Source organism: Pseudomonas sp. WS 5078 (assembly GCF_012985745.1).
Classification (GTDB): Bacteria; Pseudomonadota; Gammaproteobacteria; order Pseudomonadales; family Pseudomonadaceae; genus Aquipseudomonas; species Aquipseudomonas lundensis_A.
This window is the reverse complement of record NZ_JAAQWX010000003.1, coordinates 344,827-369,561: the sequence shown is the minus strand read 5'-3', so window position 1 is coordinate 369,561 and position 24,735 is coordinate 344,827. Positions and strand designations below refer to the sequence as shown.

Below are 24,735 nucleotides of genomic sequence, written 5' to 3'. Positions count from 1 at the left end.
GTTAAAGGATGTTGAACGGAATGGTGGTAACCAGACGGAACTCGTTGATGTTGCCGTCAGCCTGGAACCGGCTGGCGCGGTGCGTGGTGTAGGTCGCGCGAATAGCCGTGGCTTTCAGGGGACCGCTTTGAATTGCATAGGACGTGCCAATGCTGTACTCGGAGTGGTCTTCGCCGTTCATGTTCTTCACGTCGTAAGCCGTGCCTTTGTACTTGGTGCCGTCGATGTCAAAGCCGCGTGCATGGTAGGCGTTGAACTTCAGGCCGGGGATGCCGTACTGCGCCATGTTGATGCTGTAGGCCAGTTGCACCGACTTCTCGTTCGGGCCGTTGAAGTCCGACAGCAAGGAGTTGGCCAAGTAGATGCCGTTGGTTTCATGCAGGTAGTCGAAGTATTCGTCGCCGATTACTTGCTGGTAGGACAGGGTCACAGTGTGCGCCTGATGGGTCAGGCCGAATGCCAGGCTGAAGGTGTCATTGTTGATCTCCCCCATTGCCTTGCTGCCCGTGTCCAGGGTCTTGTAGTAGTTGAAGTTGGTGTTCAAGCCCAGCACAGCGTTGTCGCCCAGATCGTGTACGGCCCCGAAGTAGTACTGGTTCCAGAAGTCTTCGACATGGGTCGCGTACAGCGAGGTTTTCAGGCTTTTAAACGGCTGATAGTTGAGGCCGGCAACGCTGGCGCGGTCCGTTTCTACCCCGGCCGCGCCGTATTCACTGCGAAACTTCTTCAGGCCCTGTTCGGTACGGGGTGAAACGCGATCAAAAGAACCTGCGTCGAAGGACAGGTTGTTGAACTCTTCGCTGTGCAGGCCCACCCCCTGAAAGCTGGAGGGCAACGCGCGGTTGCCGATGACGTCGATTGTCGGGCTGCTGAAGTTCTGTCGACCCACCACCAGCGTGGTGTTGGAGATACGGGCCTTGACGTTGGCCAGTCCGAGCTTGCTCCACTGGCCAACGGCATCCCCATCACTGTGGGTCAGGGTGCGGTTGTTTTTACCCGCGATGTCGTTTACATCACGGTCCAGGGCGATCGCGTTGTAGGCCGCGACCTCGGTGCTGAAGCCGACGGTGCCTTGGGTGAACCCCGAGCTGTAATCCAGAATGGTGCCTTGCACCCAGTTGATACGGCGCGGCGTGGTTTTTTCGACGCCGTGGTCGTTGTACGTGAAACGGCCTTTGTTGCGCTTGAGTTCGTTGGCATACCAGTTGCGGGTGGTGCCGCTCAAGCTTTGACCTTCGATGAAACCGCTGGCTTCGCTTTGGCTGCTGGCACCGGTTTTCAATTCGGTGGGCACAAATGTCTGGCTGACGTCTTCGGCATTCGCCATCGCCGCAAGGCTGCTGATGGATAAGGCCAGTAACGCGCTGTTTGTGACTCTCATGGTTGAGGCTCCTCTGCTTCTTTTTTATTGCCGCTCTTTATGTGTTGAGCTGGCTGTTGTGGAACGAGTTAGCGCTTTGCAAACGTTTGCCAAGGTTAATTTGGCTACAGTGTTCTGCAGGCCGCCCCATGCGGCCTGGAGAAACTGAAAAGAGTCGGGTGCGGGTTAGTCGGCGATGCTCACGCCGGAAAAAGCGTTACGGCCAAACGGGCTTACGGTGAAACCCTGAACCTTGGCGCTCAGCGGCTGGTTGACCGTGGAGTGGGCGATGGGTGTGATCGGCACTTGTTGCTTGAGCAACTGCTGGGCTTGTTTGTACAGCACGGTGCGCTGATCGCGGTCGGTGACGATTTTGGCGTTCTTGACCAGCGTGTCGTACTCCTTGTTGCACCACATGGAGTAGTTGTTGCCGCCAATCGCGTCGCAGTTATAAAGCGTGCCCAGCCAGTTGTCCGGGTCCCCATTGTCACCGGTCCAGCCAATCAGGCTGATGTCGTGCTCGCCATTTTTGGTGCGCTTGATGTACTCGCCCCATTCGTAGCTGACAATTTTGACCTTCAGCCCGATTTTGCCCCAATCCGATTGCAGCATCTCGGCCATCAGCTTGGCATTGGGGTTGTAGGGACGTTGCACCGGCATCGCCCACAGGGTGATTTCAGTGCCTTCCTTGACCCCGGCGGCCTTAAGCATTTCTTTGGCCTTTTCGGGGTTGTAGGGCGCGTCCTTAATGGTGTCGTCATACGACCACTGGGTTGGCGGCATGGCGTTGACCGCTTTTTGCCCTGCGCCTTGATACACGGCAGTCAGGATGCTGTCCTTGTTAACGGCCATGTCCAGCGCCTGACGCACTTCAAGCTGATCGAACGGCTTGTGCCTGACGTTGTAGGCAATGTAGCCAAGGTTAAAGCCGGGCTTTTCGATCACCTGCAATTTGGGGTCGCTTTTGAGGCTGGCGACATCCGCCGGGCGCGGATTGAGGGAGACCTGGCATTCGTTTTTACGCAGCTTTTGCATGCGCGCCGAAGCGTCGGTGTTGATCGAGAAAATCAGGTTGTCGAGCTTGACCTGGCTCGGGTCCCAATAGTCCTTGTTGGCTGCATACCGGATGTTCGAGTCCTTCTGGTAGCGCTGAAACACATAAGGGCCGGTGCCCACCGGTTTTTGATTGATGTCACTGGGTTTGCCGTTCTTGAGCAGTTGGTCCGCGTACTCAGCGGACAGAATTGCAGCAAAGCTCATGGCGATGTTCTGGATGAACGCTGCGTCGACCGAGTTGAGCGTGATCACCACAGTCATCGGGTCGGTCTTTTCAACGCGGGCGATGTTCTTGTCCAGGCTCATGCTGCTGAAGTAAGGAAACTCGGTGGGGTACGCTTTGCGAAAGGGATGTTCACGATCGAGCATGCGATTGAAGCTGAACAGCACGTCGTCTGCGTTGAAATCCCGGGTCGGCGTAAACCATTTGGTGGTATGGAATTTCACGCCGGGACGCAGGTGGAAGGTATAGGTCAGGCCGTCCTCTGAAATATCCCAGTGTGTTGCCAAGGCAGGTCCTGCTGCTGTTCCGCCTTTTTCAAATTCTGCGAGACGGTTGTAGATCGGTTCCGAGGCATCGTTGTCTGTGGCGGTGGTGTACTGCGCCGTGTCAAATCCGGCCGGACTGCCTTCAGAGCAAAACACCAGGCTGTTGGCTGCTTGCGCGATAGGGCTGCTGGCAAGCACGCCAGCGCTGAGTAGTGCGGATAAAACCATAAGGTTACGCATTGCGATCCCAATCCTTTTCTTGTTTTTGTGTCCTGAGTGAGCGCCTTCTACGGTCGCGGTGTTCTCAGGGCGTCGACGTCCTCGGCTACGGTTAGACCTGCGGTGCTTATCTACAGACTGTTCTGAAACCTTATGAGGTCTATGGACAGTCGTAAATGCGCCGGGCCTGACAGGAGCGTAGGAAAAGTCTCAGCGTCCTATAGCCTCTGCTGTAGTACAGAGTGGCTTCAGGATGAAGGGGATTTCCGCCGTCCTGGCAGATAAGACAGTGCGGCGGGTCAGCCACACTGTCCGGTCCTTTTTATTTGCTGATGCCAACACCGTAGAAGGACGTCAGGCCGAGCGGGCTGATTTTGAAGTCCTGGACGTTGCTGCGCATCGGTTGATACACCGTGGAGTGCGCGATAGGTGTCATCGGAACCTGCTCTTTGAGCAGGTGTTGCGCCTGTTTGTACAACCGGGTGCGCTCAGCCACATCGGTGGTGGACTTGGCTTGTTTGATTAACGTGTCGAACTCGGGGTTACACCATTTGGAGAAGTTGTTGCCATTAATGGCATCGCAACCAAACAGCGTGCCGAGCCAGTTGTCAGGGTCACCGTTATCACCGCTCCAGCCAATCAGCATGGCGCCGTTTTCACCGCCTTTGGAACGCTTGATGTACTCGCCCCATTCATAGGTCACGATCTTGGCTTTGATGCCCACTTTGTCCCAGTCCGACTGAAGCATTTCGGCCATCAGTTTTGCATTGGGGTTGTAAGGGCGCTGCACAGGCATGGCCCACAAAGTGATTTCCGTGCCGGGCTTGATCCCGGCTTCTTTGAGCAGTTCTTTGGCTTTTTCCGGGTTGTAGGGGGTGTCTTTGATGGTGTCGTCGTACGACCACTGCGTCGGCGGCATACCGTTGACAGCCAGTTGTCCAGCGCCCTGATACACCGAATCAATGATTTGCTGCTTGTTCACCGCCATGTCCAGCGCCTGACGGACTTTGAGCTGTGCCATCGGGTTGGGCTGGTCGCTGCCTTTGATTTTGTCCATTACGTTGTAGGCGATGTAACCCACGTTAAAGCCTGGCTTGTCTGGCATCTGCAGAGCCGGGTCTTCTTTAAGCGCCTTGAGGTCAGCCGGGCGCGGGTAGATCGTAACTTGGCATTCGTTCTTTTTCAGTTTTTGCATACGCACCGACGGGTCGGTGGTGATAGCAAAAATCAGGTTGTCAATTTTGACGTCTTCAGGCTTCCAGTAGTCCTTGTTACCGGTGTAACGGATATTGGAATCTTTCTGATAGCTCTTGAAGACAAAGGGCCCTGTGCCAATCGGTTTTTGATTGATGTCTGCGGGGCGGCCTTCTTTAAGCAGTTTGTCGGCATATTCCGCCGACCCGATGGACGCGAAGTGCATGGCCATGTTCTGAATGAACGCGGCGTCGACAGTGTTCAGCGTGAACCTGACCGTTTTGTCGTCAATTTTCTCGACTTTGGCGATGTTTTTATCCATGCCCATGTCGGTGAAGTAGGGGAACTCTGTGGGGTACGCCTTACGAAACGGCATGTCTTTATCGAGCATGCGGTTGAACGTGAAGAGCACGTCATCGGCGTTGAAGTCGCGGGTGGGCTTGAAGTAAGGCGTTGTATGGAATTTGACCCCGTCACGCAAATGGAAGGTGTAGGTCAGGTTATCGGGGGAAATGTCCCAGCTTGTCGCCAAGCCAGGCTCGACCTGGGTGCTACCACGTTCGAATTGGCTCAGGCGGTTGAAAATGGTTTCGGCTGATGCATCGAAATCGGTCCCGGTGGTGTACTGGCCCGGGTCAAAACCGGCTGGGCTGCCTTCAGAGCAAAACACCAGATTGGTCGCTGCATGAGCGAAAGGTGCACTTGCCAGCAGGCTGGCGCCCACTAAAAACGGAATGACCGCGTGTTTGAACATGGTGGCCTCATGATTTTTGTCATTTTTGGTTTGAGGGCGACCTTGTGAGTCGACCCGGCGATACTTATGCACGGCCCATACCCAATGCAAGATGCGTTAACGGTTGAAACCTAAATACGTGGAACGATCGTACAGGAATGTCGCTTTTATATAACTTATGACGCATTTGATCGTTTGCGTCGGGTTTTTTGACGCATTTTGAAACGCCTTTAGGGATCCATGAAACTTCAATCGCACTGTTTTGAGTCGTGGGTGTTACTTATCTAGACTCTTGCGTTGAAAAGCTGTCAGTTAAAACTGGAGTCGCACGAGGGCTTTTTCTTTTGTTTGTGTGAGATTTTGGAGTAGGAGATTTCGCAGGCATTAAAAAGCCCCTGAGACGTTGTGACCTCAGGGGCTTATGCGCTTCGGCGTGGGCGCTTATTGCATTTGCACTTCAATCACGCCGTCGGCACTCATGCTGACTTCACTGGTGCCGGCTTCGATTTCCGGCGTCGGTGCCGATTCCATATCGGCGGCTGCGGCTTTCATCATCATCGGGCTGCGCAGGAATGGCTGCGGGTAGCCGTTGCTGTTGAGGTTCAAGCTAACAATTTTGTACCCTTTCCCGCCCAACGCGTCGGTCGCCAGTTGTGCGCGAGCCTTAAAGGCGTTCACGGCGTCTTTAAGCAGAGCATCTTCGCTGGTTTTGCGAGCTGCGTTACCGACCGCGAACTGCATGTTACCCATCTTCAGGGTTTGCATCAGATCGCCGGTGAGCTTGGACAGGGCTGCGAAATCCGAACTTTCCAGGCGCAACTCGGCGCGCTCACGCCATCCCGTAATTTTCTGCGATTTGTTGTCGTAGACCGGGTAGCTGTTACGGCTGCCCTGACGCAGCGTGACGTCCTTGACCTGCTTGGCCTGACCGATGGCTTTGTTCATCGCAGTGGTGATTTCGGCGGCCAGCTTGGCGGCGTCTGCGTTTTGAGCCTCGGTGTACAACGTGACAATCATCAAATCCCGCGCAACTTCCTGGCTCGCTTCAGCGCGCAGTGAGACCTGGTTGTAATGCAAGTCATCGGCGGCCAGTGCGGGCAGGCTGGCAAATGCGCCCAGGCTCAGGGTCAAAAGGGCAGCAGTGCGTGGGAACGTAGACATGGAGGCTCCTTGAATGAGATCGACAAGCAGGGGTGTCCCTGCCTGTGTCTGAACCATAAGACTGTAGAAAGTTAATTTCAGTTCGCCCGCTTACATTTTCAATACATATACGGCCTGTCGCGACTCAGACGATAGAGCGCATGTGCATGAGGAAGCATGGGTAGCTGTTATTGATAAAAAAACACTGTGGCCCATTGCCGCACTTTTGCCTGCGGAGCCGTCAGCTTGGTTATACTCCCGGCGATCCGCCTGGAGCGCTCATCAGGAGAGCTCATGCTCGCCCCCGTACAGTTAATGTCTGCTGCCCGTCAGAACCTCTGGCGCCTAACGATTATCCGCACTCTGGTCCTCGCTGCCCAAGCGGGATCGGTGGGGATCGCCTACCTGTTTGATTTGTTGCCGCTGCCCTGGTTTCAGCTGTGCATAACCCTCGGGTGCTCGATGTTGTTGTGCGCGTTTACTGCCATCCGCTTGCGCACCACCTGGCCGGTCACTGAGCTGGAATATGCGCTGCAACTGACGTGCGACCTGTTTATCCACAGCGCACTGCTGTATTTCTCGGGTGGTTCGACTAACCCGTTTGTGTCGTATTATCTGGTGCCTTTGACCATTGCTGCCGTGACGCTGCCATGGCGTTTCTCGGTGGCGTTGTCCGGGATCGCGCTGGCGCTCTACACGCTACTGCTGGTGCAGTCTTATCCGCTGGATACGGGCGCGTTCTTTCGCGAAAAGTTGCAGATCTACGGGATGTGGCTGAGTTTTGCGCTGTCGGCAGCCGTTATTACTTTCTTTGCTGCACGCATGGCCGAAGAGCTGCGACGTCAAGAAGAGTTACGGGCGTTGCGTCGTGAAGAAGGGTTACGCGATAAACAACTGCTGGCTGTGGCGACCCAGGCAGCGGGCGCGGCCCACGAGTTGGGTACGCCTTTGTCGACCATGAGCGTACTGCTTAAGGAAATGCGACGCGAACACCCGGATCCCGAATTGCAGGATGACCTGAGCGTGCTGCAAGACCAGGTCAAATTGTGCAAGGAAACCCTGCAACAACTGGTGCGTGCAGCAGAAGCCAATCGTCGGTTGGCGGTTGAGGTTCAAGACGTCACGCAGTGGCTGGACGAAGCTTTGAACCGTTGGCATTTGATGCGCCCTGAAGCGACTTATCGCTTCAAGTGCCTGGGACATGCGCCCGTACCGCGCCTGGCGCCACCGCCTGATTTGACTCAGGCATTGCTTAACCTGTTGAACAATGCAGCCGATGCCTGCCCGGAAGGGCTCGAAGTCACGGTGGACTGGGATGCCGTGGACCTGACGATCAGTATCCGCGACCACGGTGCAGGTGTACCGTTGGCGATCGCCGAGCAAATTGGCAAACCTTTTTTTACCACCAAAGGCAAAGGTTTCGGCCTGGGCCTATTCTTGAGCAAAGCCAGCGTGACACGCGCTGGCGGCTCGGTAAAACTCTACAGTCATGAGGATGGCGGTACGCTCACCGAGCTGCGCCTGCCTCGTGTCGCCCGAGGAAACGAAAATGAGTGAAGAAATCCAGGTCGAAGGCGAAGAACTGCCGCATCTGTTGTTGGTGGATGATGACGCAACGTTCACCCGTGTGATGGCCCGCGCCATGAGTCGACGCGGTTTCCGTGTCAGCACGGCGGGTTCTGCGGAGGAAGGATTGGAGCTGGCGAAGCACGATCTGCCTGATTATGCTGCGCTGGATTTGAAAATGGACGGCGATTCGGGGCTGGTATTGCTGCCCAAATTGCTTGAGCTTGATCCCGAAATGCGGGTCGTGATCCTCACCGGTTATTCCAGCATTGCCACTGCCGTTGAAGCCATCAAGCGCGGCGCCTGCAACTACCTGTGCAAACCTGCGGATGCCGATGACGTACTGGCTGCGTTGTTGGCCCAACATGCCGATCTGGATGCACTGGTGCCAGACAACCCCATGTCGGTAGACCGCCTGCAATGGGAGCATATCCAGCGCGTATTGGGCGAGCATGAAGGCAATATTTCGGCCACCGCCCGTGCCTTGGGCATGCACCGCCGCACTTTGCAGCGCAAATTACAGAAGCGTCCGGTACGACGCTGAGCCGAGCGGTTTTAACTGAAGCGCCGGCCGTACTGGCCGGTTTGTCAGTTGGGCTCTGCGCTCGCGCTCGTTAGTCTTGGCCATGTGCATGCTAGAGTGCTGGCTTCGACTCCCGGAGCACGTCATGAGCCGTTTACTGCGTTACGTCGCACCTTTTCTAATGCTGGTTAGCCTGCCTTTGGCGGCTGCACCTGCGGCACCACCCCTTTTGCACTCGCAGTTTTTGCCTGCGGATGACTTGCAATTGCGCGCCGAAAAACCTGAGCAGCAGCAGTTGATGCTGGTGACGTCCTATTCGGTGGTCGTGGGCAGTCAACGTCAGTCCAATCAACAGCCGATTCCCGTGACCTCGCCACTGTTTATCCGCTTGAAAGGCAAGCCGATGAGCCAGGGAGCAACGGTGCGCGAGGTGTTGATCTCGTTTGACGGGGAAAGCAAAAGCCTGAAAAAACCCGTATTCGACAGTAAGACCAGAACCCTGACGCTCTCCTACCCTGTTGCGCAGTATCGCGTGGTGATGGACCTTTTGCGCAACGACACGGTGTATTGCCAATTTTTGACCTATGCCAATGGCCATATCTGGGCCGACTTGCACACCGGCAGCGTGCGCGCACGTTGAGCCTTGGGTAAACTGCGGGCCCCGTGAAGTATCAGCAAGCTGGAGTCGGACATGCGTAAAGACAAGAAACAGTTGATTGGCGATGAGATCGGCGATGAGCAGATCAAGTTGTTCCTGGACTTCGAGCCCGTGGACGCGACATCTCCCTCGCTGCACAAATTGATCAAGGCCTATCGCGGATTGCGCATCGACGATTTCGAGCGTTTTCTGACGTTCTTCAAGCAAGCCGGGTATGACCTTGATGGCAAGGACGAGCATGGCCAGACCTTCGTGGATTTGATCAAGGATCAGCGCAACGCTGCCGAGTACATCGAACTGATCGCCAACGCCCGCGGTTGATCTGCCCCTGATGTCGCGGCCTCCCAGGCTGCGACGACGCACGCTTCACTCAATACAGATCTGTCTTACAGCCTGCGTGTTAATGACGACGGGGCACTTTTTCGTGGGCGGTTAATACTCAGGTCGACAGCCAGTCTGTCCACTGTTCATCAGGATGATGAGCGGTGCAAAAAAATTGAAAGGATTTCAACGTTGAAAGCAATAAAACGTTTTATCACTCGTTTGCTGCTGGGTCTGGGATTAAGTGTCATGGGCGCGCCAGCAATGGCTGTTGATAAGGTGCTGGAGGTCGAGATTCATAATGCGACCACTGCGCCGATTGCGCCGGGAGAGGGGTTTTCATGGCTGGAAAGCCCCCAGAATGCAGGTCATGACTTTGTTGTTGAGCCGGGCGGCAGCCAGGAGCTGACGTACTATATGCCGCAAGCGCGCGGTAGCGAGTCGTTCAGTTATCAACAGGGCGAGCGGGAGTGCGCCTTCAGCTTCAGCCATCTCACCCCAGCCAATACCAGGATCAATCGTCAGGTCAACGCCCGCTCCACCGGGAAAATGCTGAGCCGCTGTCGCGCAGAGTTGATTCCGGTGATAGACGATGATGACTTTGTGAGCAATGGCGGAACGCGTGTGCTGTTCACCATGGGGCAGTGATTTAACACTTGTGCGCTATTTGAGTGCAAAAAAAGCCCTCACCCCAGAAAGGGTGAGGGCGCTAGCGTGACGTTGAAACCCTAAGGCCGCGTTACGCGATGCTGGTGTTCGGCGCTACCAGCTCCAGTAGTTCAGAGTTGCGAATGCTGATTTCACGGTAAAGCTCGGCGTCTGTTTCAAGGACCTTTTCCCGTGCCGGGAAGATTTCCTTGAGTTTGGTAGCCCATTCGCCCGTGGCTTTTTGCGCGAAGCAACGTTCGATCAGGTCCAGCATGATCGACACGGTCACCGATGCGCCCGGAGACGCACCCAGCAATGCAGCCAGCGAACCGTCTTTGGCAGCGACCAGCTCAGTGCCGAATTGCAGCACACCGCCTTTTTTCGGGTCTTTCTTGATGATCTGAACCCGTTGGCCCGCGATCTCAAGACGCCAGTCTTCAGCTTTGGCCTGCGGATAGAACCTGCGCAAAGATTCCAGGCGCTGTTCCATCGACTGCCGCACTTCGCTGACCAGGTATTTGGTCAGGTCCATGTTGTCGCGCGCAACAGCGAGCATCGGCCCGATGTTGCCCAAACGAATCGACATTGGCAGATCAAGGAACGAGCCGTGCTTCAGGAACTTGGTGGTAAAGCCAGCATAAGGTCCGAACAGCAGGGATTTTTTGCCGTCCACGACACGGGTGTCCAAGTGCGGAACCGACATCGGTGGCGAACCTACTGCGGCCTGGCTGTACACCTTGGCCTGATGGTGCTTGACCACTTCCGGGTTGTCGCAACGCAGCCATTGGCCGCTGACCGGGAAGCCGCCGTAACCTTTGCTTTCTTCAATGCCCGAAGCTTGCAGCAGTGGCAAGGCGGCACCGCCCGCGCCCAGGAATACGAACTTGGCATCAATATGACGCGTGTTGCCGCTATTGATGTCCTTGACGCTGACCGTCCAGCCGCTGCCATTGCGCTTGAGGCCAGTAACTTTTTTGCTGTATTTGATTTGCGTGTCGGGAGCGCTGGCCAGATGCTTGAGCAACTGCTTGGTCAGGGCGCCGAAGTTAACGTCTGTACCGTGCATCACACGGGTTGCCGAAATGACTTCATCAGCCGGGCGGCCAGGCATCATCAGCGGCATCCACTCGGCCATCGTGGCTTTGTCTTCGGTGTATTCCATGTCCGCAAACGCATGGTGCTTGCTCAGCACGTCAAAGCGTTTTTTCAGGAAAGACACACCTTTTTCGCCTTGCACAAAGCTCAGGTGAGGCACCGGGCTAATGAAGGATTTGCAGGAGCCGAACGTGCCCTGTTGCGCCAGGTAGGCCCAGAACTGTTTCGAGACTTCGAACTGTGCATTGATGTGCACAGCTTTTTTGATGTCGATCGAACCATCGGCCGCCTGCGGTGTGTAGTTCAACTCGCACAGCCCAGCATGGCCGGTACCTGCGTTGTTCCACGGGTTGGAACTCTCCGCAGCACCTGAGTCCATTTGCTCTACTACTTCCAGCGAAATACCGGGGTCGAGCTCTTTGAGCAGTACGGCGAGGGTGGCACTCATGATGCCCGCTCCAACCAGTACTACGTCGACTGCTTCGTTATGCGCCATTAACGCGTCTCCAAAATCTACGGCACCAAATTGACGGCATAGCTGCCAGGTGGTCCGAGGCGTGGATCAGGTGGAGCCTCGGGTCACGCGTGGCCAGGATCGCCATGTCCGATTCATCGCAATTGCTTGCTGCTTCAGCGGACGCCACCAACCGGGCCTTGAAGGTTCATATGAACGCACTTCATAGGGCGGGAGGCAATTCGACTTAAGGTCAAGAGCGTCCGTTTGGGCAACCAAATCCGTAAGCGGACAGGCTTCAGTCGTGTGCGGTAAAGCTGACTTCAGACCTGCTGGATGGGGCAGTAACAGACGCTAATGGTGCATATTCAGACGCAAAACTTTTCATTTGCTCGCCACACTCTTGTGAAGTTGTGAAAACCCGTTTTTTTTCACGCTCTTTTGAAGACGTGAACCTCAAAAAAGGGCTGCCGCATGCCTGGCACCAAACCCGAGGACGACCTGCAAAGCAGGTGTGGCATAGCGGGCGAACAACGCAGGGGCCGAGCAACATGGCAGCTCTGCAGACTGTTAAGAGGTGGTGGTTTGCATGAAAAAAAGCAAGCGCCAGCGCTACACAGTCTGTGTGGGCGGCTCTCTGTGGGCGATTTTGGTGTGCTGATACCTGCGTATCAACGGTGTTGCGGGGCCCGATCAGGAGACGTCCTTATAATCGGGGGAAGATTGTAGCGAAGAAACGTCGGCAATTGATCCTGTTAAATGACTTTTATTGGTGATTGGATCAAATCCCCAACAGCGGTTGCACCCTTGAGTGCGTCGCAGGTGAGCTGACGCGGGCGTCAGGCGGTAATACCTGGTGCAACCAGTTAAGGCGAATTTCTGAAATTTCGACCCAGCCATCGCCGACCGGCGGTTGCGCACATTGTCTAAAAGCCCGGCAGCGGCCGTTGTTGTCCAGACGCGCAAAGCTGCGATGGGGGCGGGTGGCGCTCAACAACGACTTTAACCAGTTCATGGCAAACACCTCTTCAGTGAGTGACCTGACAATGCCACGCTGGCGTGACGCACTGATGTATTGCACGTGACAGCCGGGTGACAGCAAGCGGCTGGTTTGCAGGACGGTCGCCCCGCTATACTGGCGGCCAGTTTGACTTTGCCCTGGAGAGATGAGCATGTTGCAACGCCTGTTGTTCGGTTTGATCACTGTGACCAGTTTGACGCTGGTCGGCTGCGCCCACAGCCCGCAACAACTCAGCCCGCAACCCAAGCTGACCACGCAGCTGACGCCCGTTGGCCGCGGCCAGCCGGTGGTCGTCCGTGTGGTTGACGGTCGTCCCTCGCCAACCCTGGGCACCCGGGGTGGCATGTACCCTGAAACCAGCGCTATTAGTGTGAGCAGCGCGGACCTGATCCCCAAACTGCAAGCCCAGGCTGAAGCTGCGGTACGCCTGCTGGGTTACACCCCGACGACCCATGCGATGAATGCCCCGCAGTTGACCGTGACCCTGGCGGAGCTGAAGTACCAGTCGCCGAAAGATTCCATGTACGTGACTGAAGCGACCATTGGTGCCACATTCCGTTCTGATGTGAAGAACGGCGGCCGTACTTACAGTGGTCGGTATGGTGCGTCCCTGGATCAGCGCTTCGGTATGGCGCCCAATCAGGAAACCAACACCAAGCTGGTCAGCGACGTGTTGAGCGATGCTTTGACCCGCGTGTTCAAAGACCCATCAGTGGGGCGTTTGCTGGGCGAGTAACGGTATAAAGCAAAAAGCCCGAACTCGATGAGTTCGGGCTTTTTTATGCGCGAAGGGTTCAAGCCGCTTCTGCATACAGTTCCAGACGGCTGACGCCCGTGAGCAAATCCAGCTCAGGCAAGTCGGCATGGGTGTGGCCGCTGAGGGCGCAATAGACCAGCCATTGTTGATCCTGAACGTTAAAGGCTAACCCTTCGATCAACGCCTGCTGTTCGTCGCTGGGGGCGATCAGGTAGAGGCGGTCCTGGTTTTCTGCATGCAACATGACAAGCTCCGTGTCGGTGTCGAGGGGCCACAGAGTGACCTCTAGACATGACGATACGGTGACAGCAGAAATTAAGCCCTAGCCCTGTAGTCCCCACCGAACTTCGCGAGGCAGCGACCACACACGCTTATTTATAAGGGCAGGCCAGCCTTGATGCGGTACTGATTCCGCACCGGCATTGCATATTGCAGCACCAGGTAAGGGCGGTGCTCGGCCTGGCACGCGTCCAGACGACGCTGCCACTCTTGCCGGGCCTTGGCCAGTTCTTCCGCGGCAAAGATGTCAGCAGCGGCAGGTACCTGCAATTGCGGGTCTGCGTCATCCCACTGTGCATATGCCAGGTAATGTGCGGGGAACAGGCGATAACCGCTGAGGATTTGGCGATCCATTTGCGCAGCAAGCAGTTTGCTGTCTTCGAAAAACTCAGTGATCGGCTCGGCAAAGTTAACGTGCACGCGGCCTTTGTAACCGGTAATGCCATTGGCGATGCTGGTGTCGTCTTCGCCAGGCGCCTTGGTGTAAGTGCCGGTGGTTGCGCGGATATACAACTCACGGGCTTTCGCCTGATCGCATGGGTCGTATTCGTAACTGATCGACACTGGCGTCATGTTCAGCGACTGCACCACTTCGCCAAACGGTTCGTTTTTGCGGCTCATGTGGAACATTTTGAGGATGGCCGAATCAGTACGGTCGTCGCCGTCTTTGGCACGGCCTTCAGCCTGGGCAATCCAGATCGACACGCCGTCGTTGCGGATCGAGTGGTTGATATAGGCCGACAGCAATTGATAGGCCGCGAGCTTTTCCCGGCGCCCGGTGATAGAACGGTGCACGATGAAGCTTTTGTTGAGGCGCATCAGATCGCTGACATACGGCTTTTGCAGCAGGTTGTCGCCGATGGCGATACGCGGCGTGGGGAGGCCTGCATGGTAAACCGCGTAATTGACGAAGGCAGGGTCCATCACGATGTCGCGATGGTTGGCCAGGAACAGGTAAGCGGTGCCCGACTTCAAATGCTCGACGCCGGTGTAGGTCACGCCATCGGTCGCATGCTCGATGGTACGGTCGACATACACTTCGACTTTGTCCTGCAAGGTGGCAACCGAGGTCACGCCAGCGAACTCTTTGCGCAGGCGATGCGCTATAAGAGGTTTTAACAGCCAGCCGAAAGCGCCAGCCAGGCGCGGGAAGCGAAAGTGGGTCAGGATATCTAGAAACGCCTTGTCGCTGAGCAACCGGGCCAGCACAGCTGGGACTTCGGTGTCGTCGTAAGGTCGGATGGTATCGAATTCGCCCATCATGCTCTCTTGTTGGAAACGGCTAGGGTAAGTAAACAAGGCAGGCCAAAAATAATAGCCCTGCAAATAGACCGGCGATTATACGCACAAGTCACTCTGGAGACCGCGATGCTTGAAACCGAACCCTACTATTGCCCGTATTGCGGTGAACTTGCAGAAGCCGTACTGGACCTGTCGGCCGGTGACCAGACCTATATTGAAGACTGTCCTGTATGCTGCCGGCCGATTGTCTTTACGCTCCAGACCGACGGTCATGAGTGGATGCTCGATGTCCACAGCGAAAACGAGTAGCCGCCATGCAGCGCATCTACGAGCCCGAAAACTTGATGGAAGCCGAACTGTTGCTGGGCATGCTCGCCAGCGAAGGGGTTGCGGCGACCCTTCAGGGGCGTGACTTGATCGGCGGCACGGGGGAATTACCGGCGCTTGGTCTGCTGGGGCTGGCCGTGGCCGATGACCATGCCCGTTACGCGCGCGAGCTGATCGATGCGTACAATGCTGCCTCGCCCTTTGACGGCGACGAGCCTGATAGCTACCCCGATGTGCTGGAGTGCTAAAAGGCCCTTTGTTCACTGCTATATAGAGAAGAGTTGTACTGCCCCATGTGTGGACGTTTTGCCCTGTTTCGCTGGAACCCTGCATTTGCAGCCTTGCCCGGTTTTCCGGCGGATCAGCAGGCGCAATGGAATATCTCGCCTAATGATGCGGTGTTGATCTTGCGCGCAGGTGAAGCGCCGGAGCAGCGAACACTGGCCCGGGCGCGCTGGGGATTGACCCCGCCCTGGCTGACCGACCTGTCTCGCACGCCCGCCCATGCCCGGGCCGAAACCGTTGCCGAACAACCGATGTTCCGTGATGCGTTTCGCCTGCGCCGCTGCCTGCTCCCGGCCAATGGCTTTTACGAATGGCGTGGCACCACCCGCAAACGTCCTTATTGGCTGACGCCAGGGGAGGGCGCGTCACTGTTTTTTGCAGCGATTTGGGAAGCCTATCCGGTGCAAGGCCACGAATGGTTGAGCACGGCTGTTATTACCCAGGCCGCAGCCAGTCAGCGTCGCCCGCTGATTCTGGATGAAGCGGGCCAGCAGGCATGGCTTGATCCTCAAACCCCTTTACACGTATTGCAGGCGCTGCTGGCCAGCCCGCAGTCCCCGTTGCGTGAGCGCCCGTTGGCCAATCTGGTCAATGACCCCAAGCTTAATGCCCCCGAGTGTCTGACGCCGGGTTGAGGGGCGTGTCTGCTACGATACGCGCCATCTTTATGGAGAGTCGTGATGGGTAAATTAGCGGTAGTGTGCGTGGTTGGCGCAGGGCTGTTGCTCGGCGGTTGTCAGTCGGTCAATACCACCAATGCCGGTGCGGTCGGTATTGAGCGCAAGCAGTACATGTTCAGCATGCTGTCAAGTCAGCAAGTGGATCAGATGTATGCCCAGTCGTACCAACAAACCGTCAGCGAAGCCAACTCCAAGGGGGCGCTGGACAAAACCAGTACCAATGCCAAGCGCTTGCAGGCCATCGCCAACCGCCTGATTGCCCAGGTCCCTGCCTTTCGCGCGGATGCGGCGCAATGGAACTGGGAAGTGAACCTGATCAAAAGTGACGAACTGAACGCCAGCTGCGGGCCGGGCGGCAAAATCATTTTCTACAACGGGATCATCGATAAGCTCAAACTCAACGACGATGAAATCGCTGCGGTCATGGGGCACGAAATCGCCCACGCCTTGCGCGAACATGGGCGTGAGTCGATGTCCAAGGCGTACGGAATTGAAATTGCCAAACAGGGCGCGGGCGCATTGTTGGGGCTGGGGCAGGACAGCCTGCAACTGGCCGATACCGTGGTCAATTACAGCCTGACGCTGCCTAACAGCCGCAGCAATGAAAACGAAGCCGACCTGATTGGTCTGGAGCTGGCGGCACGTGCAGGTTACAACCCGAATGCCGCCATCACCTTGTGGCAGAAAATGGGGCAAGCGTCACAAAGTGCGCCGCCGGAGTTCATGAGCACCCACCCGGCGTCGAGCAGCCGGATTGCCGCGTTAGAGGCGGCGATTCCCAAGGTGATGCCGCTGTATCAGCAAGCTCCGAAAACCCGGTAATCCCGCGCTTTCGCCGGCCCTTTCCCGAAGGAGAGGGCCGGTGATGAGGTGCTACACCCAACCGCTGATTGCCATTGCCTTGTACACAGCCACGGCGGCCAGTACGAAGAACGCAGTTGCTGCCAACCGGCGAATCAGGGTCAACGGCAACTTGTCTGCCGCAAAGTTACCCGCCAGAACCACCGGCACGTTGGCAATCAACATGCCCAGCGTTGTGCCGATAATCACCAGCCACAGATCCGGGTATTGAGCGGCCAGCATAACGGTCGCCACTTGGGTCTTGTCGCCGATTTCAGCGATAAAGAACGCAATCAGAGTGGTCAGGAACGGGCCAAATTTACGTGCGGTACTCGCTTCGTCATCGTCCATTTTGTCCGGCACCAGTGTCCACAGTGCGGTGGCAGCAAAGCTGGCTGCGAGTATCCAGTGCAGGGTCACATCCGAGAAGAAACTGCCGAACCAGGCACCCACGGCGCCAGCGGCTGCGTGGTTGGCCAGGGTGGCGGCCACGATGCCGGCGATGATCGGCCAGGGTTTGCGAAAGCGGGCGGCGAGAATGAGGGCGAGCAATTGCGTCTTGTCGCCGATTTCGGCCAAGGCAACGATTGCAGTAGGAACGAGTAAGGAGTCGAGCATCATCAGGTGGTTTCCAGGGGCGGGTCGACACGGCTATGACACGTACAGCCTTCCCGCCCCGGGTAAGGTGTTCGTGTCATAGGTCTTGTCAAACCCCGGTCCGTCTGTGCGGACTCCTGGGTCGCATACGCCATGGCCTGTTGACCAAGTATGTTGACGTATGCCGGACGAGCGCGAAGCTCGTGGGAGACTACTCCCCTAGGACGGAGCGGATTCTGCCTACGCAAATCCGATCCGGCAAGCCTTGTTTTTTAAATTGCGTTATCGACGCTTGGCGCTGTAAATCCGAAAACCCTGGCCCTCGGCCTTGACGGTGCAGGCGCCGAACTGCTCTTCGATCAGCGGTTGATAGCGCAGGAAGCTATTGGCAACAATCCGAAGTTCGCCACCTTTTTTCAGATGTTTAATGGCTTTTTGCAGCAAGTTTTCAGTGGCGTGGTAATCGGTATGCACGCCGACATGGAAGGGCGGGTTACTCAGGATGGTGTTCAACTCCATCGGTGCTGCGTCGATACCATCCCCGCAGATCACCTCACCTTCCAGTCCGTTGGCCGCCAATGTCAGGCGGCTGCTGGCGGTGGCAAATGCGTCCACATCGAGCAGGGTGACGCTGTTGTGCGGGTAACGGCGTTTGACTGCCGCGCCCAGCACGCCTGCACCACAGCCAAAATCCAGTACATGGCCGCTGGGCAGTTTGTCGAGGTTGTCCAGCAGCAGGGCGCTGCCGCGATCCAGTCGGCCGTGGCTGAACACACCCGGCAGGCTGACAACGTTTAACGGGCCTTCTTCCAGAGCCAGCTCATAATGCTGCGCCAGGTGAGCCAGCACGGGCGCTTGCGGAACATTGACCACGCTGACTTGCCACAGCTGGCAATGCCGGGCGCTGTCGAGCTTGCGCGGCTTGCCGAACGGGATCAGTTGTTTGGAGGCGCCTTCAATACCGCCTTTTTTCTCGCCCACCAGAAATACATCGGCATTGGGCAGGCGTGCGGCCACGGCCTTGAGGACGTAATCGCTCAGCTCTTTGGACTTGGGCAAATACACCACGGCGGTGTCAAACGCGCGCTCCGGCACATCCACCCCAAAATGTACGCGCCCGGCGAAACGAGCCTCCAGCGCGGCGTGATCGCCAGCGTGCCAGCACCAGCCGTGGGCGTTGGGCAAGCGGCCGAGTGCGTCGTCCGGGGGCAGGCCCACCAACAACACGTTGCCTTGAAAGTAATCAGGCTGACGAAGCAGTACTTCACTGCGCGGATCCATAATCTGCTCCTCAAAAAGGGGCGCAGTTTATCAACTGACGACCCGCAGCGCTGTACCGTTGAAGAACGCTTGAGCGTTTTCGGTTAATTGACCCACGATTCGCTGTCGCGCTTCACGGCTGCCCCACGCGCTGTGCGGGGTGATAATCAGCCGCGGGATGTCTTCAGCCAGCAGCGGATTGCCATTACGCGGCGGTTCAACGCTCAACACGTCAGTGGCCGCACCGCCCAAATGGCCGCTGCGCAAGGCATCGGCCAAGGCCTGTTCATCGATTATGCCGCCCCGGGCTGTATTGACCACGAACGCGCCGGGCTTGAGCATTGCCAGCTCTCGGGCGCCAATGAAATTGCGCGTATGTTCGTTGAGCGGGCAGTGAAACGTCAGCGCATCGACCTGCGGCAACAGTTCATCCAGAGGCAGACGATCGGCACGGGCAGGGCGGCCCGGAATCTGCCCGACCAGTACGCGCATGCCGAAGGCTTCTGCTAATTTCGCGACTGCGCTGCCCAGCTCGCCGTGACCGAACAAGCCAAGGGTCTTGCCTTCCAGTTCCACAATCGGGAAGTCCAGCAGGCAGAACTGTTTGGCCGTTTGCCACTGCCCGGCCGACACTGCGTTTTGATAGTCGAGCAGGCGGGTCGCCAGTGCCAGCAGCAAAGTCAACGTGTGCTGTGCCACCGAGGGCGTGCCGTACCCCTGACAGTTGGCGACAACAATACCCCGGGCGCGTGCGGCTTCAAGGTCCACGTTATTGGTGCCAGTGGCGGCGACCAGGATCAGTTTCAGTTGCGGGCACGCTGCGAGTGTTTCAGCGTTTAGCAGGATTTTATTGCTGATGACAACGCTGGCACCTTGCAAGCGCTCGATCAGGTTTTCAGAGGTTGTATCGGCGTACAGTTGCAGATCGCCCAGGCAGTCACGCAAAGGGCTGAGGTCGAGATCACCCAGATCCAGTGAGGTGTGATCCAGGAACACGGCGCGGCGAGTGTTAGTCATCAACTGTACCTTTTGTGCGGTGAAATGAAGGCGTAATGTGGCGAGACTATCAGAAGAAACAATTTGTAATGGAGCCGTGCATGTATTGGACAGAATTCTTGACCGTCGCCCTGATTCACCTGTTGGCGGTGGCCAGCCCGGGCCCGGACTTTGCCGTGGTGGTGCGTGAGAGTGTGACCCACGGTCGCCGCGCTGGCATGTTCACGGCATTCGGAGTTGGCACGGCGATTTTTGTTCATGTCGGTTATTCGCTGCTCGGCATTGGCATCATCGTGTCGCAATCGATCGTGTTGTTTAACGCACTCAAATGGCTGGCGGCCGCTTACTTGCTGTACATCGGGATCAAGGCGCTGCGTGCAAAACCGGCCGATCCGACCGCCGTTGCTACTGCGCTGCCTGTGGGCGAGCGCACGGCGCGCGGCGCGTTCACGTCGGGTTTTGTGACCAATGGCTTGAACCCGAAGGCCACGCTGTTTTTCCTGTCGCTGTTTACAGTTGTGATCAACCCGCACACGCCATTGTCGATTCAGGCTGGCTATGGCGTGTACCTGGCTGTGGCCACCGGCCTGTGGTTCTGCATGGTGGCCATGCTGTTCAGCCATCAACGTGTACGCACGGGCTTTGCGCGCATGGGCCATTGGTTTGATCGCACCATGGGTGCAGTCTTGGTCGCGCTGGGTGTGAAACTGGCCTTTACCGAAATGAACTGAGGCTGTTTTAAACCGATCACCGCTGTGAGTGATCGGTTTTTTGCCTCTGCCAACATGAGTCCCCCCAAAAACGATGTTGATCGTTTTCTCATTGGGGGGCTTATGTGCAGGCTCGCAGGACGGCGCCCGCCCTCAACCTGCGTTTATCCCCCGTGCAACTCCTCAACACGATGAATCACGCGCAAGGCCGGTTTGTATTGCGCAACAGTGATTTCGTGGCCCTCGATGGCAGCCCTTTCCTGGCTCGGCTACGGCATCAGCCCTGAGCCGTATCAGCGGCGGATCTTGTCAAAATCTGGTTTTCCTTCATCCTTGCGGGCCTATTGCGACGTGCCCATGGAGAAGTATCAATGCCCTCAGTCAACCGGTTTTGGCATCGCGCTCAACTGCCGCTGGCAGTCAGCTTCGCCGCGACGCTCGCCGGGCCCGCCTGGGGTGTGAGCTTCAACGTCGGGGACGTGGAAGCTCAGCTTGATTCCGAGTTGTCGATCGGCGCCAGTTGGTCAACCGCCAAGGCCGATCAGTCATTGATCGGGGCCAATAACGGCGGCACTGGCCACTCGCAAATTTCTGATGATGGTCGCTTGAACTTCAAGCGCGGTGAGACCTTTTCCAAATTATTCATGGGTGTTCATGGGCTGGAGCTGAAGTATGGCGACAGCGGCCTCTATGTGCGTGGCAAGTATTGGTACGACTTTGAGCTGCAAGATGACAGTCGCCCATTCAAGAACATCAGCGACAAAGGTCGGCGCGCTTCGGCGCAATCCGCTGGCGCGCAGTGGCTGGATGCGTTCGTGTACCACAACTATGTGATTGCCGATCAGCCTGGCGCGGTGCGTCTGGGCAAGCAAGTGGTCAGTTGGGGTGAAGGCGCTTTCATCGGCGGCGGGATCAATGCCATCAACCCGACGGATGCGGCGGCCTATCGCCGTCCAGCCACTGAATACAAGGATGGGCTGGTTCCGGTCAACCTGTTCTACCTGTCGCAAAGCCTCACCGACCGGTTATCAGTCGAAGGGTTTTATCAGCTGAATTGGGAGCAGTCCGAGACCGACAACTGCGGGACATTTTTTTCACAGTCGGATGTCATTGCGCACGGCTGTAGCGGTAACTACCGGGTGATGAACAAGCGTTCAGCCCTGACGGTGGCAGACTTGGCTGCGTTGACCTCGGCCGGTGTCGACATCAACAACGAAGGCGTGTTGGTGCGCCGGGATGCAGACCGCAACGCACGCAATAGCGGGCAGTTCGGGCTTGCCATGCACTATCGCTTCGACCCGCTGGACACTGAATTTGGTGCGTTCTTCATGAACTACCACAGCCGTGATCCGATCATCAGCGGGCGTGCGGCTTCACAAGCGGTGTACAACGCAGCGTCTGCTGCTGGCGGTTTGGGGCCAATGCACGTCGCGGGCAATGCCAGCTACTACGTCGAATACCCCGAAGACATTCGTTTATACGGCTTGAGTTTCGCAACCACGTTATCCACAGGCACGGCGTGGAAAGGGGAGTTGAGCTATCGTCCCAATGCGCCGGTGCAACTCAATACCGATGATCTGCTGTACGCCAATGTCACCTTGTTGCCGGGGTTGGCAGACGCGTCCCCCTTGAGCGTCACGCCCGGGGCGGATGCCTCAGGCTATCGACGTAAAGAGGTCACCCAGTTTCAGACATCCCTGACACACGTTCTGGACAATGCCATGGGCGCCAATCGGCTGATTCTGACCGGTGAAATCGGTATCTCTCACGTTGCCGGGCTGGAAAGCCGATCTGATAAACGCTATGGCCGCGACCCGGTGTTTGGTCAGGAGGGTGACGATGGTTTTACCACTGCCAATTCGTGGGGGTATCGGGCGCGGGCCGTGTGGGAATACAACAACGTGCTGCCGGGCATCAATCTCAAACCCGGGTTGGCATGGTCCCATGATGTCAGCGGTTACTCACCGGGACCCGCCGCCACGTTCGAAGAAGGCCGTAAAGCAGTCAGCCTGGGGCTGGATGCCGAGTACCAGGACACCTACACCAGCAGCGTGTCGTACACCAATTTTTTTGGCGGCCGTTACAGTACCTTGAGTGATCGCGACTTTATGGCGTTAAGCGTCGGGGTCAAGTTTTAAAACCGTTTTATCCGCTTTGGAACCCAGAACCATGAACAACCCGCCCGCGCTCATCCGTGAAACCTTCCCTGTCGGCCCTTTGCAGTGCAACTGCACGATCATCGGCGATCCAGTCACGAAAAAGGCCATTGTGGTCGACCCGGGTGGCGATCATGAGTTGATTCTGGCGCGCTTGGAAAAGCACGGTTTGAAGGTGGTGAGCATCATTCACACCCATGCGCACCTGGACCATTTTCTGGCGTCGGGTCAACTCAAGGAGAAAACCGGGGCGACGTTGCACCTGCATAAAGAGGACCAGTTCCTGTGGGACAACCTTGAGATGCAGTGCAAGTTGTTTCGCGTTCCATACACCCCGGTGCCGTCACCGGATCGCTGGCTTGCCGATGATGAGGAGCTTGCGTGCGGGTGTGGTGTGGCGCTGCACACGCCGGGGCACACCCCCGGCTCCATGAGCTTCTGGTTTGCCGATGCCAAGCTGTTGATTGCCGGTGACACCCTGTTTCGTCGTGGCGTTGGCCGTACCGATTTGTGGGGTGGCGATCAGGCAACTATCGTACGTTCCATCAAGCAGCGTCTGTATACGCTGGATGAAGATGCCACAGTGATTACAGGCCATGGCCCTGATACCCGTCTGGGCGAAGAGATGCGCGAAAACCCGTTTGTACGTGCTTGAGAGGCCAATGGAATTTTTACCGTTGGTCGTGTTCCAACGCCAACAGAGGTCCACTGCCAACGACCTTTGCCCCCAGAAAGTATTGAGTAGGAGCTTCACCATGTTTATTTCGAGTCGTTTGATTGTTGCCGCCAGTGCGATTGCTTTGCTGGCCGGCTGTGCCTCGCCCAACCCGTATGACAACCAGGGGCAGGCATCGACGGGCATGAGCAAAACGGCCAAGTATGGCGGGCTGGGAGCGTTGGCCGGTGCAGTGGCGGGTGCTGCCATTGACCACAACAACCGTGGCAAGGGCGCACTGATCGGCGCTGCCGTTGCGGGTCTGGGGGCTGCGGGTTATGGCTATTACGCTGACAAGCAAGAAGCTGCACTGCGCGCCAGTATGGCAAACACGGGGGTAGAGGTTCAGCGTCAGGGCGACAACATCACCTTGGTTATGCCGGGAAATATTACGTTTGCCACTAGCTCGGCAAATATTTCGCCCAGCTTCTATCAACCGCTCAACAGCCTGGCCAACTCGCTGAAGCAACTCAATAACCAGCAACAGATTCAAATTGTGGGTTACACCGATAGCACCGGTAACTACGAATACAACTTGAAGCTGTCGCAGCAGCGTGCGCAGAGCGTTGCCACCTATCTGACGTCTCAGGGGGTCAGTGGTCAGTACTTGTCTGTCACCGGTAAGGGGCCTGTGGACCCGATTGCTAGCAACGCGACCCCTGATGGCCGAGCTCAAAACCGTCGAGTGCAGATCACCCTGGCGCCGATTCCGGGCATGAACTATCAGCAACAAGGTCAGGTTCAACAGTACCCGTAAGCCTCGTGCTTTGCCGTTGCTGACGCAGGTTGTGCAAGGTTTGTAAGACCGGTTACCGCACGATCCTCCTGCAGCGGTCACAGCAAGACGCATAACAAAAAGCCCCGCGATCTTTATCAGGTCGCGGGGCTTTTTGCTGAACGCTTTACTGAAAGTGTTACTTCTTCAGGCCGTAATGCTCGTCGAGCATGCCGGGTGCGTTCGGGGTTTTTGGCGCGTAGTCCAATGGCGGCTCAGAGCTGTGCGGCGGGGTAAGGCGCTCGCGGTGCGGTTGAGGCGCTTCTGAATGCAGTGCGGCCAGCAGGCGTTGGCGAGTCTGCTCGTCAAGGGCCAAACGGTTGGCGCCCTCGGCGAGATGGTCTTGCACATCCTGATAGCTCTGAGTGAGTTTCTTCACCAGATTGGCGGTGCTGTTGAAGTGGGTGACCACCTCATTCTGATAACTGTCAAAACGTTCCTGGATGTCATCTAGCTGGCGCTGCGTGCGGTTAGGCGCGGCATTGGGCAGCAGACGAGCGACCAGAAAACCAATGGCGACACCTGCAACCAAGGCTAGAGTCGGCAACAACCAAATCAAGAGCGAGTGTTCCACGAGTCCTTCCTCTATAAACGGCTTTGCTTTACGTTAACGGCTCGGACCTGCGCTGTATACCGCGA

General features: G+C 56.9%; 26 protein-coding genes, 1 pseudogene and 1 riboswitch. Of the genes and pseudogenes, 15 read left to right on the top strand and 12 right to left on the bottom strand.

The annotated features are described in order from the left end of the window. Position 1: 1 nt before the first annotated feature. The 4 genes from HBN68_RS07080 to HBN68_RS07065 form a co-directional block, all read right to left on the bottom strand. Positions 2-1,381, bottom strand: a complete 1,380-nt coding sequence (locus HBN68_RS07080) for an OprD family porin (RefSeq protein WP_070411210.1) — start codon at positions 1,379-1,381, stop codon at positions 2-4. A gap of 165 nt (positions 1,382-1,546) precedes the next feature. After that, on the bottom strand, positions 1,547-3,145 hold the full coding sequence (locus HBN68_RS07075; protein WP_070411209.1) for an ABC transporter substrate-binding protein: 1,599 nt from the start codon (positions 3,143-3,145) through the stop codon (positions 1,547-1,549). A 301-nt stretch (positions 3,146-3,446) separates the two neighbouring features. Further along, complete coding sequence (locus HBN68_RS07070; protein ID WP_094993016.1) at positions 3,447-5,072, bottom strand: ABC transporter substrate-binding protein; 1,626 nt, start codon at positions 5,070-5,072, stop codon at positions 3,447-3,449. A gap of 420 nt (positions 5,073-5,492) precedes the next feature. Continuing rightward, positions 5,493-6,212 (bottom strand): SIMPL domain-containing protein, encoded by a 720-nt coding sequence (locus HBN68_RS07065; protein ID WP_094993017.1) that lies wholly within the window; start codon positions 6,210-6,212, stop codon positions 5,493-5,495. Between the two features lie 273 nt (positions 6,213-6,485). Here HBN68_RS07065 and HBN68_RS07060 point away from each other — a divergent pair, with 273 nt between their 5' ends. From HBN68_RS07060 to HBN68_RS07040, 5 genes are all read left to right on the top strand, one after another. Then, a complete protein-coding gene (locus HBN68_RS07060) occupies positions 6,486-7,748 on the top strand; it encodes an ATP-binding protein (RefSeq protein WP_094993018.1) in 1,263 nt (420 codons plus the stop codon). Next, positions 7,741-8,301 (top strand): response regulator transcription factor, encoded by a 561-nt coding sequence (locus tag HBN68_RS07055; RefSeq protein WP_169963067.1) that lies wholly within the window; start codon positions 7,741-7,743, stop codon positions 8,299-8,301. The genes HBN68_RS07060 and HBN68_RS07055 overlap by 8 nt, the downstream gene beginning before the upstream one ends. Before the next feature lie 124 nt (positions 8,302-8,425). Continuing rightward, a complete protein-coding gene (locus tag HBN68_RS07050) occupies positions 8,426-8,920 on the top strand; it encodes a hypothetical protein (RefSeq protein WP_169963069.1) in 495 nt (164 codons plus the stop codon). Positions 8,921-8,971: 51 nt separating this feature from the next. After that, positions 8,972-9,259, top strand: coding sequence for a PA4642 family protein (locus HBN68_RS07045; protein WP_169963071.1), 288 nt, complete (start codon positions 8,972-8,974; stop codon positions 9,257-9,259). Positions 9,260-9,451: 192 nt separating this feature from the next. Further along, entirely contained in the window at positions 9,452-9,907 is a 456-nt protein-coding gene (locus tag HBN68_RS07040) for a hypothetical protein (RefSeq protein ID WP_249275338.1), read from the top strand. Positions 9,908-9,998: 91 nt separating this feature from the next. On the opposite strand, the gene mqo is transcribed toward HBN68_RS07040, so the two are convergent. Both mqo and HBN68_RS07030 read right to left on the bottom strand, forming a co-directional pair. Next, on the bottom strand, positions 9,999-11,498 hold the full coding sequence (gene mqo, locus HBN68_RS07035; protein ID WP_169963073.1) for a malate dehydrogenase (quinone): 1,500 nt from the start codon (positions 11,496-11,498) through the stop codon (positions 9,999-10,001). A gap of 739 nt (positions 11,499-12,237) precedes the next feature. Continuing rightward, positions 12,238-12,471 carry a hypothetical protein gene (locus HBN68_RS07030; RefSeq protein ID WP_169963339.1) on the bottom strand — a complete coding sequence of 78 codons (234 nt, stop codon included), beginning with the start codon at positions 12,469-12,471 and terminating at the stop codon, positions 12,238-12,240. A 157-nt stretch (positions 12,472-12,628) separates the two neighbouring features. Between HBN68_RS07030 and HBN68_RS07025 the strand changes: the two genes are divergently transcribed. Further along, positions 12,629-13,213: a YajG family lipoprotein gene (locus HBN68_RS07025; protein ID WP_094993023.1), complete on the top strand. Its 585-nt coding sequence runs from the start codon at positions 12,629-12,631 to the stop codon at positions 13,211-13,213. Positions 13,214-13,271: 58 nt separating this feature from the next. Here the strand turns inward: HBN68_RS07025 and HBN68_RS07020 are convergent, their stop codons facing one another. Both HBN68_RS07020 and HBN68_RS07015 read right to left on the bottom strand, forming a co-directional pair. Continuing rightward, positions 13,272-13,478, bottom strand: a complete 207-nt coding sequence (locus HBN68_RS07020) for a hypothetical protein (protein ID WP_169963075.1) — start codon at positions 13,476-13,478, stop codon at positions 13,272-13,274. Between the two features lie 131 nt (positions 13,479-13,609). Continuing rightward, positions 13,610-14,776 (bottom strand): 1-acyl-sn-glycerol-3-phosphate acyltransferase, encoded by a 1,167-nt coding sequence (locus HBN68_RS07015; RefSeq protein ID WP_169963077.1) that lies wholly within the window; start codon positions 14,774-14,776, stop codon positions 13,610-13,612. 105 nt (positions 14,777-14,881) lie between these two features. Between HBN68_RS07015 and HBN68_RS07010 the strand changes: the two genes are divergently transcribed. From HBN68_RS07010 to HBN68_RS06995, 4 genes are read left to right on the top strand one after another with little or no spacing between them, the layout of a single operon-like run. Further along, on the top strand, positions 14,882-15,064 hold the full coding sequence (locus tag HBN68_RS07010; protein WP_169963078.1) for a CPXCG motif-containing cysteine-rich protein: 183 nt from the start codon (positions 14,882-14,884) through the stop codon (positions 15,062-15,064). 5 nt (positions 15,065-15,069) lie between these two features. After that, a complete protein-coding gene (locus HBN68_RS07005; RefSeq protein WP_169963079.1) occupies positions 15,070-15,330 on the top strand; it encodes a DUF2007 domain-containing protein in 261 nt (86 codons plus the stop codon). A gap of 45 nt (positions 15,331-15,375) precedes the next feature. After that, positions 15,376-16,002, top strand: a complete 627-nt coding sequence (locus tag HBN68_RS07000; RefSeq protein WP_094993028.1) for an SOS response-associated peptidase — start codon at positions 15,376-15,378, stop codon at positions 16,000-16,002. A 45-nt stretch (positions 16,003-16,047) separates the two neighbouring features. Then, on the top strand, positions 16,048-16,869 hold the full coding sequence (locus HBN68_RS06995) for a M48 family metallopeptidase (protein WP_094993029.1): 822 nt from the start codon (positions 16,048-16,050) through the stop codon (positions 16,867-16,869). 51 nt (positions 16,870-16,920) lie between these two features. Here the strand turns inward: HBN68_RS06995 and HBN68_RS06990 are convergent, their stop codons facing one another. The 3 genes from HBN68_RS06990 to HBN68_RS06980 all read right to left on the bottom strand — a co-directional run bounded on the left by HBN68_RS06990 (position 16,921) and on the right by HBN68_RS06980 (position 19,761). Further along, on the bottom strand, positions 16,921-17,505 hold the full coding sequence (locus tag HBN68_RS06990; protein ID WP_047274281.1) for a TMEM165/GDT1 family protein: 585 nt from the start codon (positions 17,503-17,505) through the stop codon (positions 16,921-16,923). A gap of 91 nt (positions 17,506-17,596) precedes the next feature. After that, positions 17,597-17,716, bottom strand: a riboswitch (yybP-ykoY riboswitch). Positions 17,717-17,766: 50 nt separating this feature from the next. Further along, the gene (locus HBN68_RS06985; RefSeq protein WP_094993030.1) at positions 17,767-18,765 is read right to left on the bottom strand and encodes a class I SAM-dependent methyltransferase; all 999 of its coding nucleotides are present in this window, start codon (positions 18,763-18,765) and stop codon (positions 17,767-17,769) included. 30 nt (positions 18,766-18,795) lie between these two features. Next, positions 18,796-19,761: a 2-hydroxyacid dehydrogenase gene (locus HBN68_RS06980; RefSeq protein WP_094993031.1), complete on the bottom strand. Its 966-nt coding sequence runs from the start codon at positions 19,759-19,761 to the stop codon at positions 18,796-18,798. Between the two features lie 80 nt (positions 19,762-19,841). Between HBN68_RS06980 and HBN68_RS06975 the strand changes: the two genes are divergently transcribed. The 5 genes and pseudogenes from HBN68_RS06975 (at position 19,842) to HBN68_RS06960 (ending at position 24,078) form a co-directional block, all read left to right on the top strand. After that, entirely contained in the window at positions 19,842-20,471 is a 630-nt protein-coding gene (locus HBN68_RS06975; protein WP_094993032.1) for a LysE family transporter, read from the top strand. Positions 20,472-20,602: 131 nt separating this feature from the next. Then, positions 20,603-20,695 (top strand): annotated as a pseudogene (locus HBN68_RS22125) (hypothetical protein); the annotation flags it as partial. A gap of 126 nt (positions 20,696-20,821) precedes the next feature. Further along, a complete protein-coding gene (locus tag HBN68_RS06970) occupies positions 20,822-22,588 on the top strand; it encodes a DUF1302 domain-containing protein (protein ID WP_169963080.1) in 1,767 nt (588 codons plus the stop codon). A 31-nt stretch (positions 22,589-22,619) separates the two neighbouring features. Beyond that, positions 22,620-23,261 carry an MBL fold metallo-hydrolase gene (locus HBN68_RS06965; RefSeq protein WP_169963081.1) on the top strand — a complete coding sequence of 214 codons (642 nt, stop codon included), beginning with the start codon at positions 22,620-22,622 and terminating at the stop codon, positions 23,259-23,261. 100 nt (positions 23,262-23,361) lie between these two features. After that, positions 23,362-24,078 (top strand): OmpA family protein, encoded by a 717-nt coding sequence (locus HBN68_RS06960; RefSeq protein WP_169963082.1) that lies wholly within the window; start codon positions 23,362-23,364, stop codon positions 24,076-24,078. Positions 24,079-24,235: 157 nt separating this feature from the next. On the opposite strand, the gene HBN68_RS06955 is transcribed toward HBN68_RS06960, so the two are convergent. Next, the gene (locus HBN68_RS06955; RefSeq protein WP_047273751.1) at positions 24,236-24,670 is read right to left on the bottom strand and encodes a DUF1043 family protein; all 435 of its coding nucleotides are present in this window, start codon (positions 24,668-24,670) and stop codon (positions 24,236-24,238) included. Positions 24,671-24,735 lie beyond the last annotated feature (65 nt).

Excerpts from the sequence above, each read along its gene's own strand:
- HBN68_RS06990 (WP_047274281.1), bottom strand. The coding sequence starts at position 17,505 with ATGCTCGACTCCTTACTCGTTCCTACTGCAATCGTTGCCTTGGCCGAA.
- HBN68_RS06975 (WP_094993032.1), top strand. The coding sequence starts at position 19,842 with ATGTATTGGACAGAATTCTTGACCGTCGCCCTGATTCACCTGTTGGCG.
- HBN68_RS07055 (WP_169963067.1), top strand. The coding sequence starts at position 7,741 with ATGAGTGAAGAAATCCAGGTCGAAGGCGAAGAACTGCCGCATCTGTTG.
- HBN68_RS07050 (WP_169963069.1), top strand. The coding sequence starts at position 8,426 with ATGAGCCGTTTACTGCGTTACGTCGCACCTTTTCTAATGCTGGTTAGC.
- HBN68_RS07020 (WP_169963075.1), bottom strand. The coding sequence starts at position 13,478 with ATGTTGCATGCAGAAAACCAGGACCGCCTCTACCTGATCGCCCCCAGC.
- HBN68_RS07000 (WP_094993028.1), top strand. The coding sequence starts at position 15,376 with ATGTGTGGACGTTTTGCCCTGTTTCGCTGGAACCCTGCATTTGCAGCC.
- HBN68_RS07070 (WP_094993016.1), bottom strand. The coding sequence starts at position 5,072 with ATGTTCAAACACGCGGTCATTCCGTTTTTAGTGGGCGCCAGCCTGCTG.
- HBN68_RS07030 (WP_169963339.1), bottom strand. The coding sequence starts at position 12,471 with ATGAACTGGTTAAAGTCGTTGTTGAGCGCCACCCGCCCCCATCGCAGC.
- HBN68_RS06965 (WP_169963081.1), top strand. The coding sequence starts at position 22,620 with ATGAACAACCCGCCCGCGCTCATCCGTGAAACCTTCCCTGTCGGCCCT.
- HBN68_RS06960 (WP_169963082.1), top strand. The coding sequence starts at position 23,362 with ATGTTTATTTCGAGTCGTTTGATTGTTGCCGCCAGTGCGATTGCTTTG.
- HBN68_RS06980 (WP_094993031.1), bottom strand. The coding sequence starts at position 19,761 with ATGACTAACACTCGCCGCGCCGTGTTCCTGGATCACACCTCACTGGAT.
- HBN68_RS07080 (WP_070411210.1), bottom strand. The coding sequence starts at position 1,381 with ATGAGAGTCACAAACAGCGCGTTACTGGCCTTATCCATCAGCAGCCTT.
- HBN68_RS06970 (WP_169963080.1), top strand. The coding sequence starts at position 20,822 with ATGCCCTCAGTCAACCGGTTTTGGCATCGCGCTCAACTGCCGCTGGCA.
- HBN68_RS07025 (WP_094993023.1), top strand. The coding sequence starts at position 12,629 with ATGTTGCAACGCCTGTTGTTCGGTTTGATCACTGTGACCAGTTTGACG.
- HBN68_RS07045 (WP_169963071.1), top strand. The coding sequence starts at position 8,972 with ATGCGTAAAGACAAGAAACAGTTGATTGGCGATGAGATCGGCGATGAG.
- HBN68_RS07005 (WP_169963079.1), top strand. The coding sequence starts at position 15,070 with ATGCAGCGCATCTACGAGCCCGAAAACTTGATGGAAGCCGAACTGTTG.
- HBN68_RS07060 (WP_094993018.1), top strand. The coding sequence starts at position 6,486 with ATGCTCGCCCCCGTACAGTTAATGTCTGCTGCCCGTCAGAACCTCTGG.
- HBN68_RS07065 (WP_094993017.1), bottom strand. The coding sequence starts at position 6,212 with ATGTCTACGTTCCCACGCACTGCTGCCCTTTTGACCCTGAGCCTGGGC.
- mqo (WP_169963073.1), bottom strand. The coding sequence starts at position 11,498 with ATGGCGCATAACGAAGCAGTCGACGTAGTACTGGTTGGAGCGGGCATC.
- HBN68_RS07015 (WP_169963077.1), bottom strand. The coding sequence starts at position 14,776 with ATGATGGGCGAATTCGATACCATCCGACCTTACGACGACACCGAAGTC.
- HBN68_RS07010 (WP_169963078.1), top strand. The coding sequence starts at position 14,882 with ATGCTTGAAACCGAACCCTACTATTGCCCGTATTGCGGTGAACTTGCA.
- HBN68_RS06985 (WP_094993030.1), bottom strand. The coding sequence starts at position 18,765 with ATGGATCCGCGCAGTGAAGTACTGCTTCGTCAGCCTGATTACTTTCAA.
- HBN68_RS07075 (WP_070411209.1), bottom strand. The coding sequence starts at position 3,145 with ATGCGTAACCTTATGGTTTTATCCGCACTACTCAGCGCTGGCGTGCTT.
- HBN68_RS06995 (WP_094993029.1), top strand. The coding sequence starts at position 16,048 with ATGGGTAAATTAGCGGTAGTGTGCGTGGTTGGCGCAGGGCTGTTGCTC.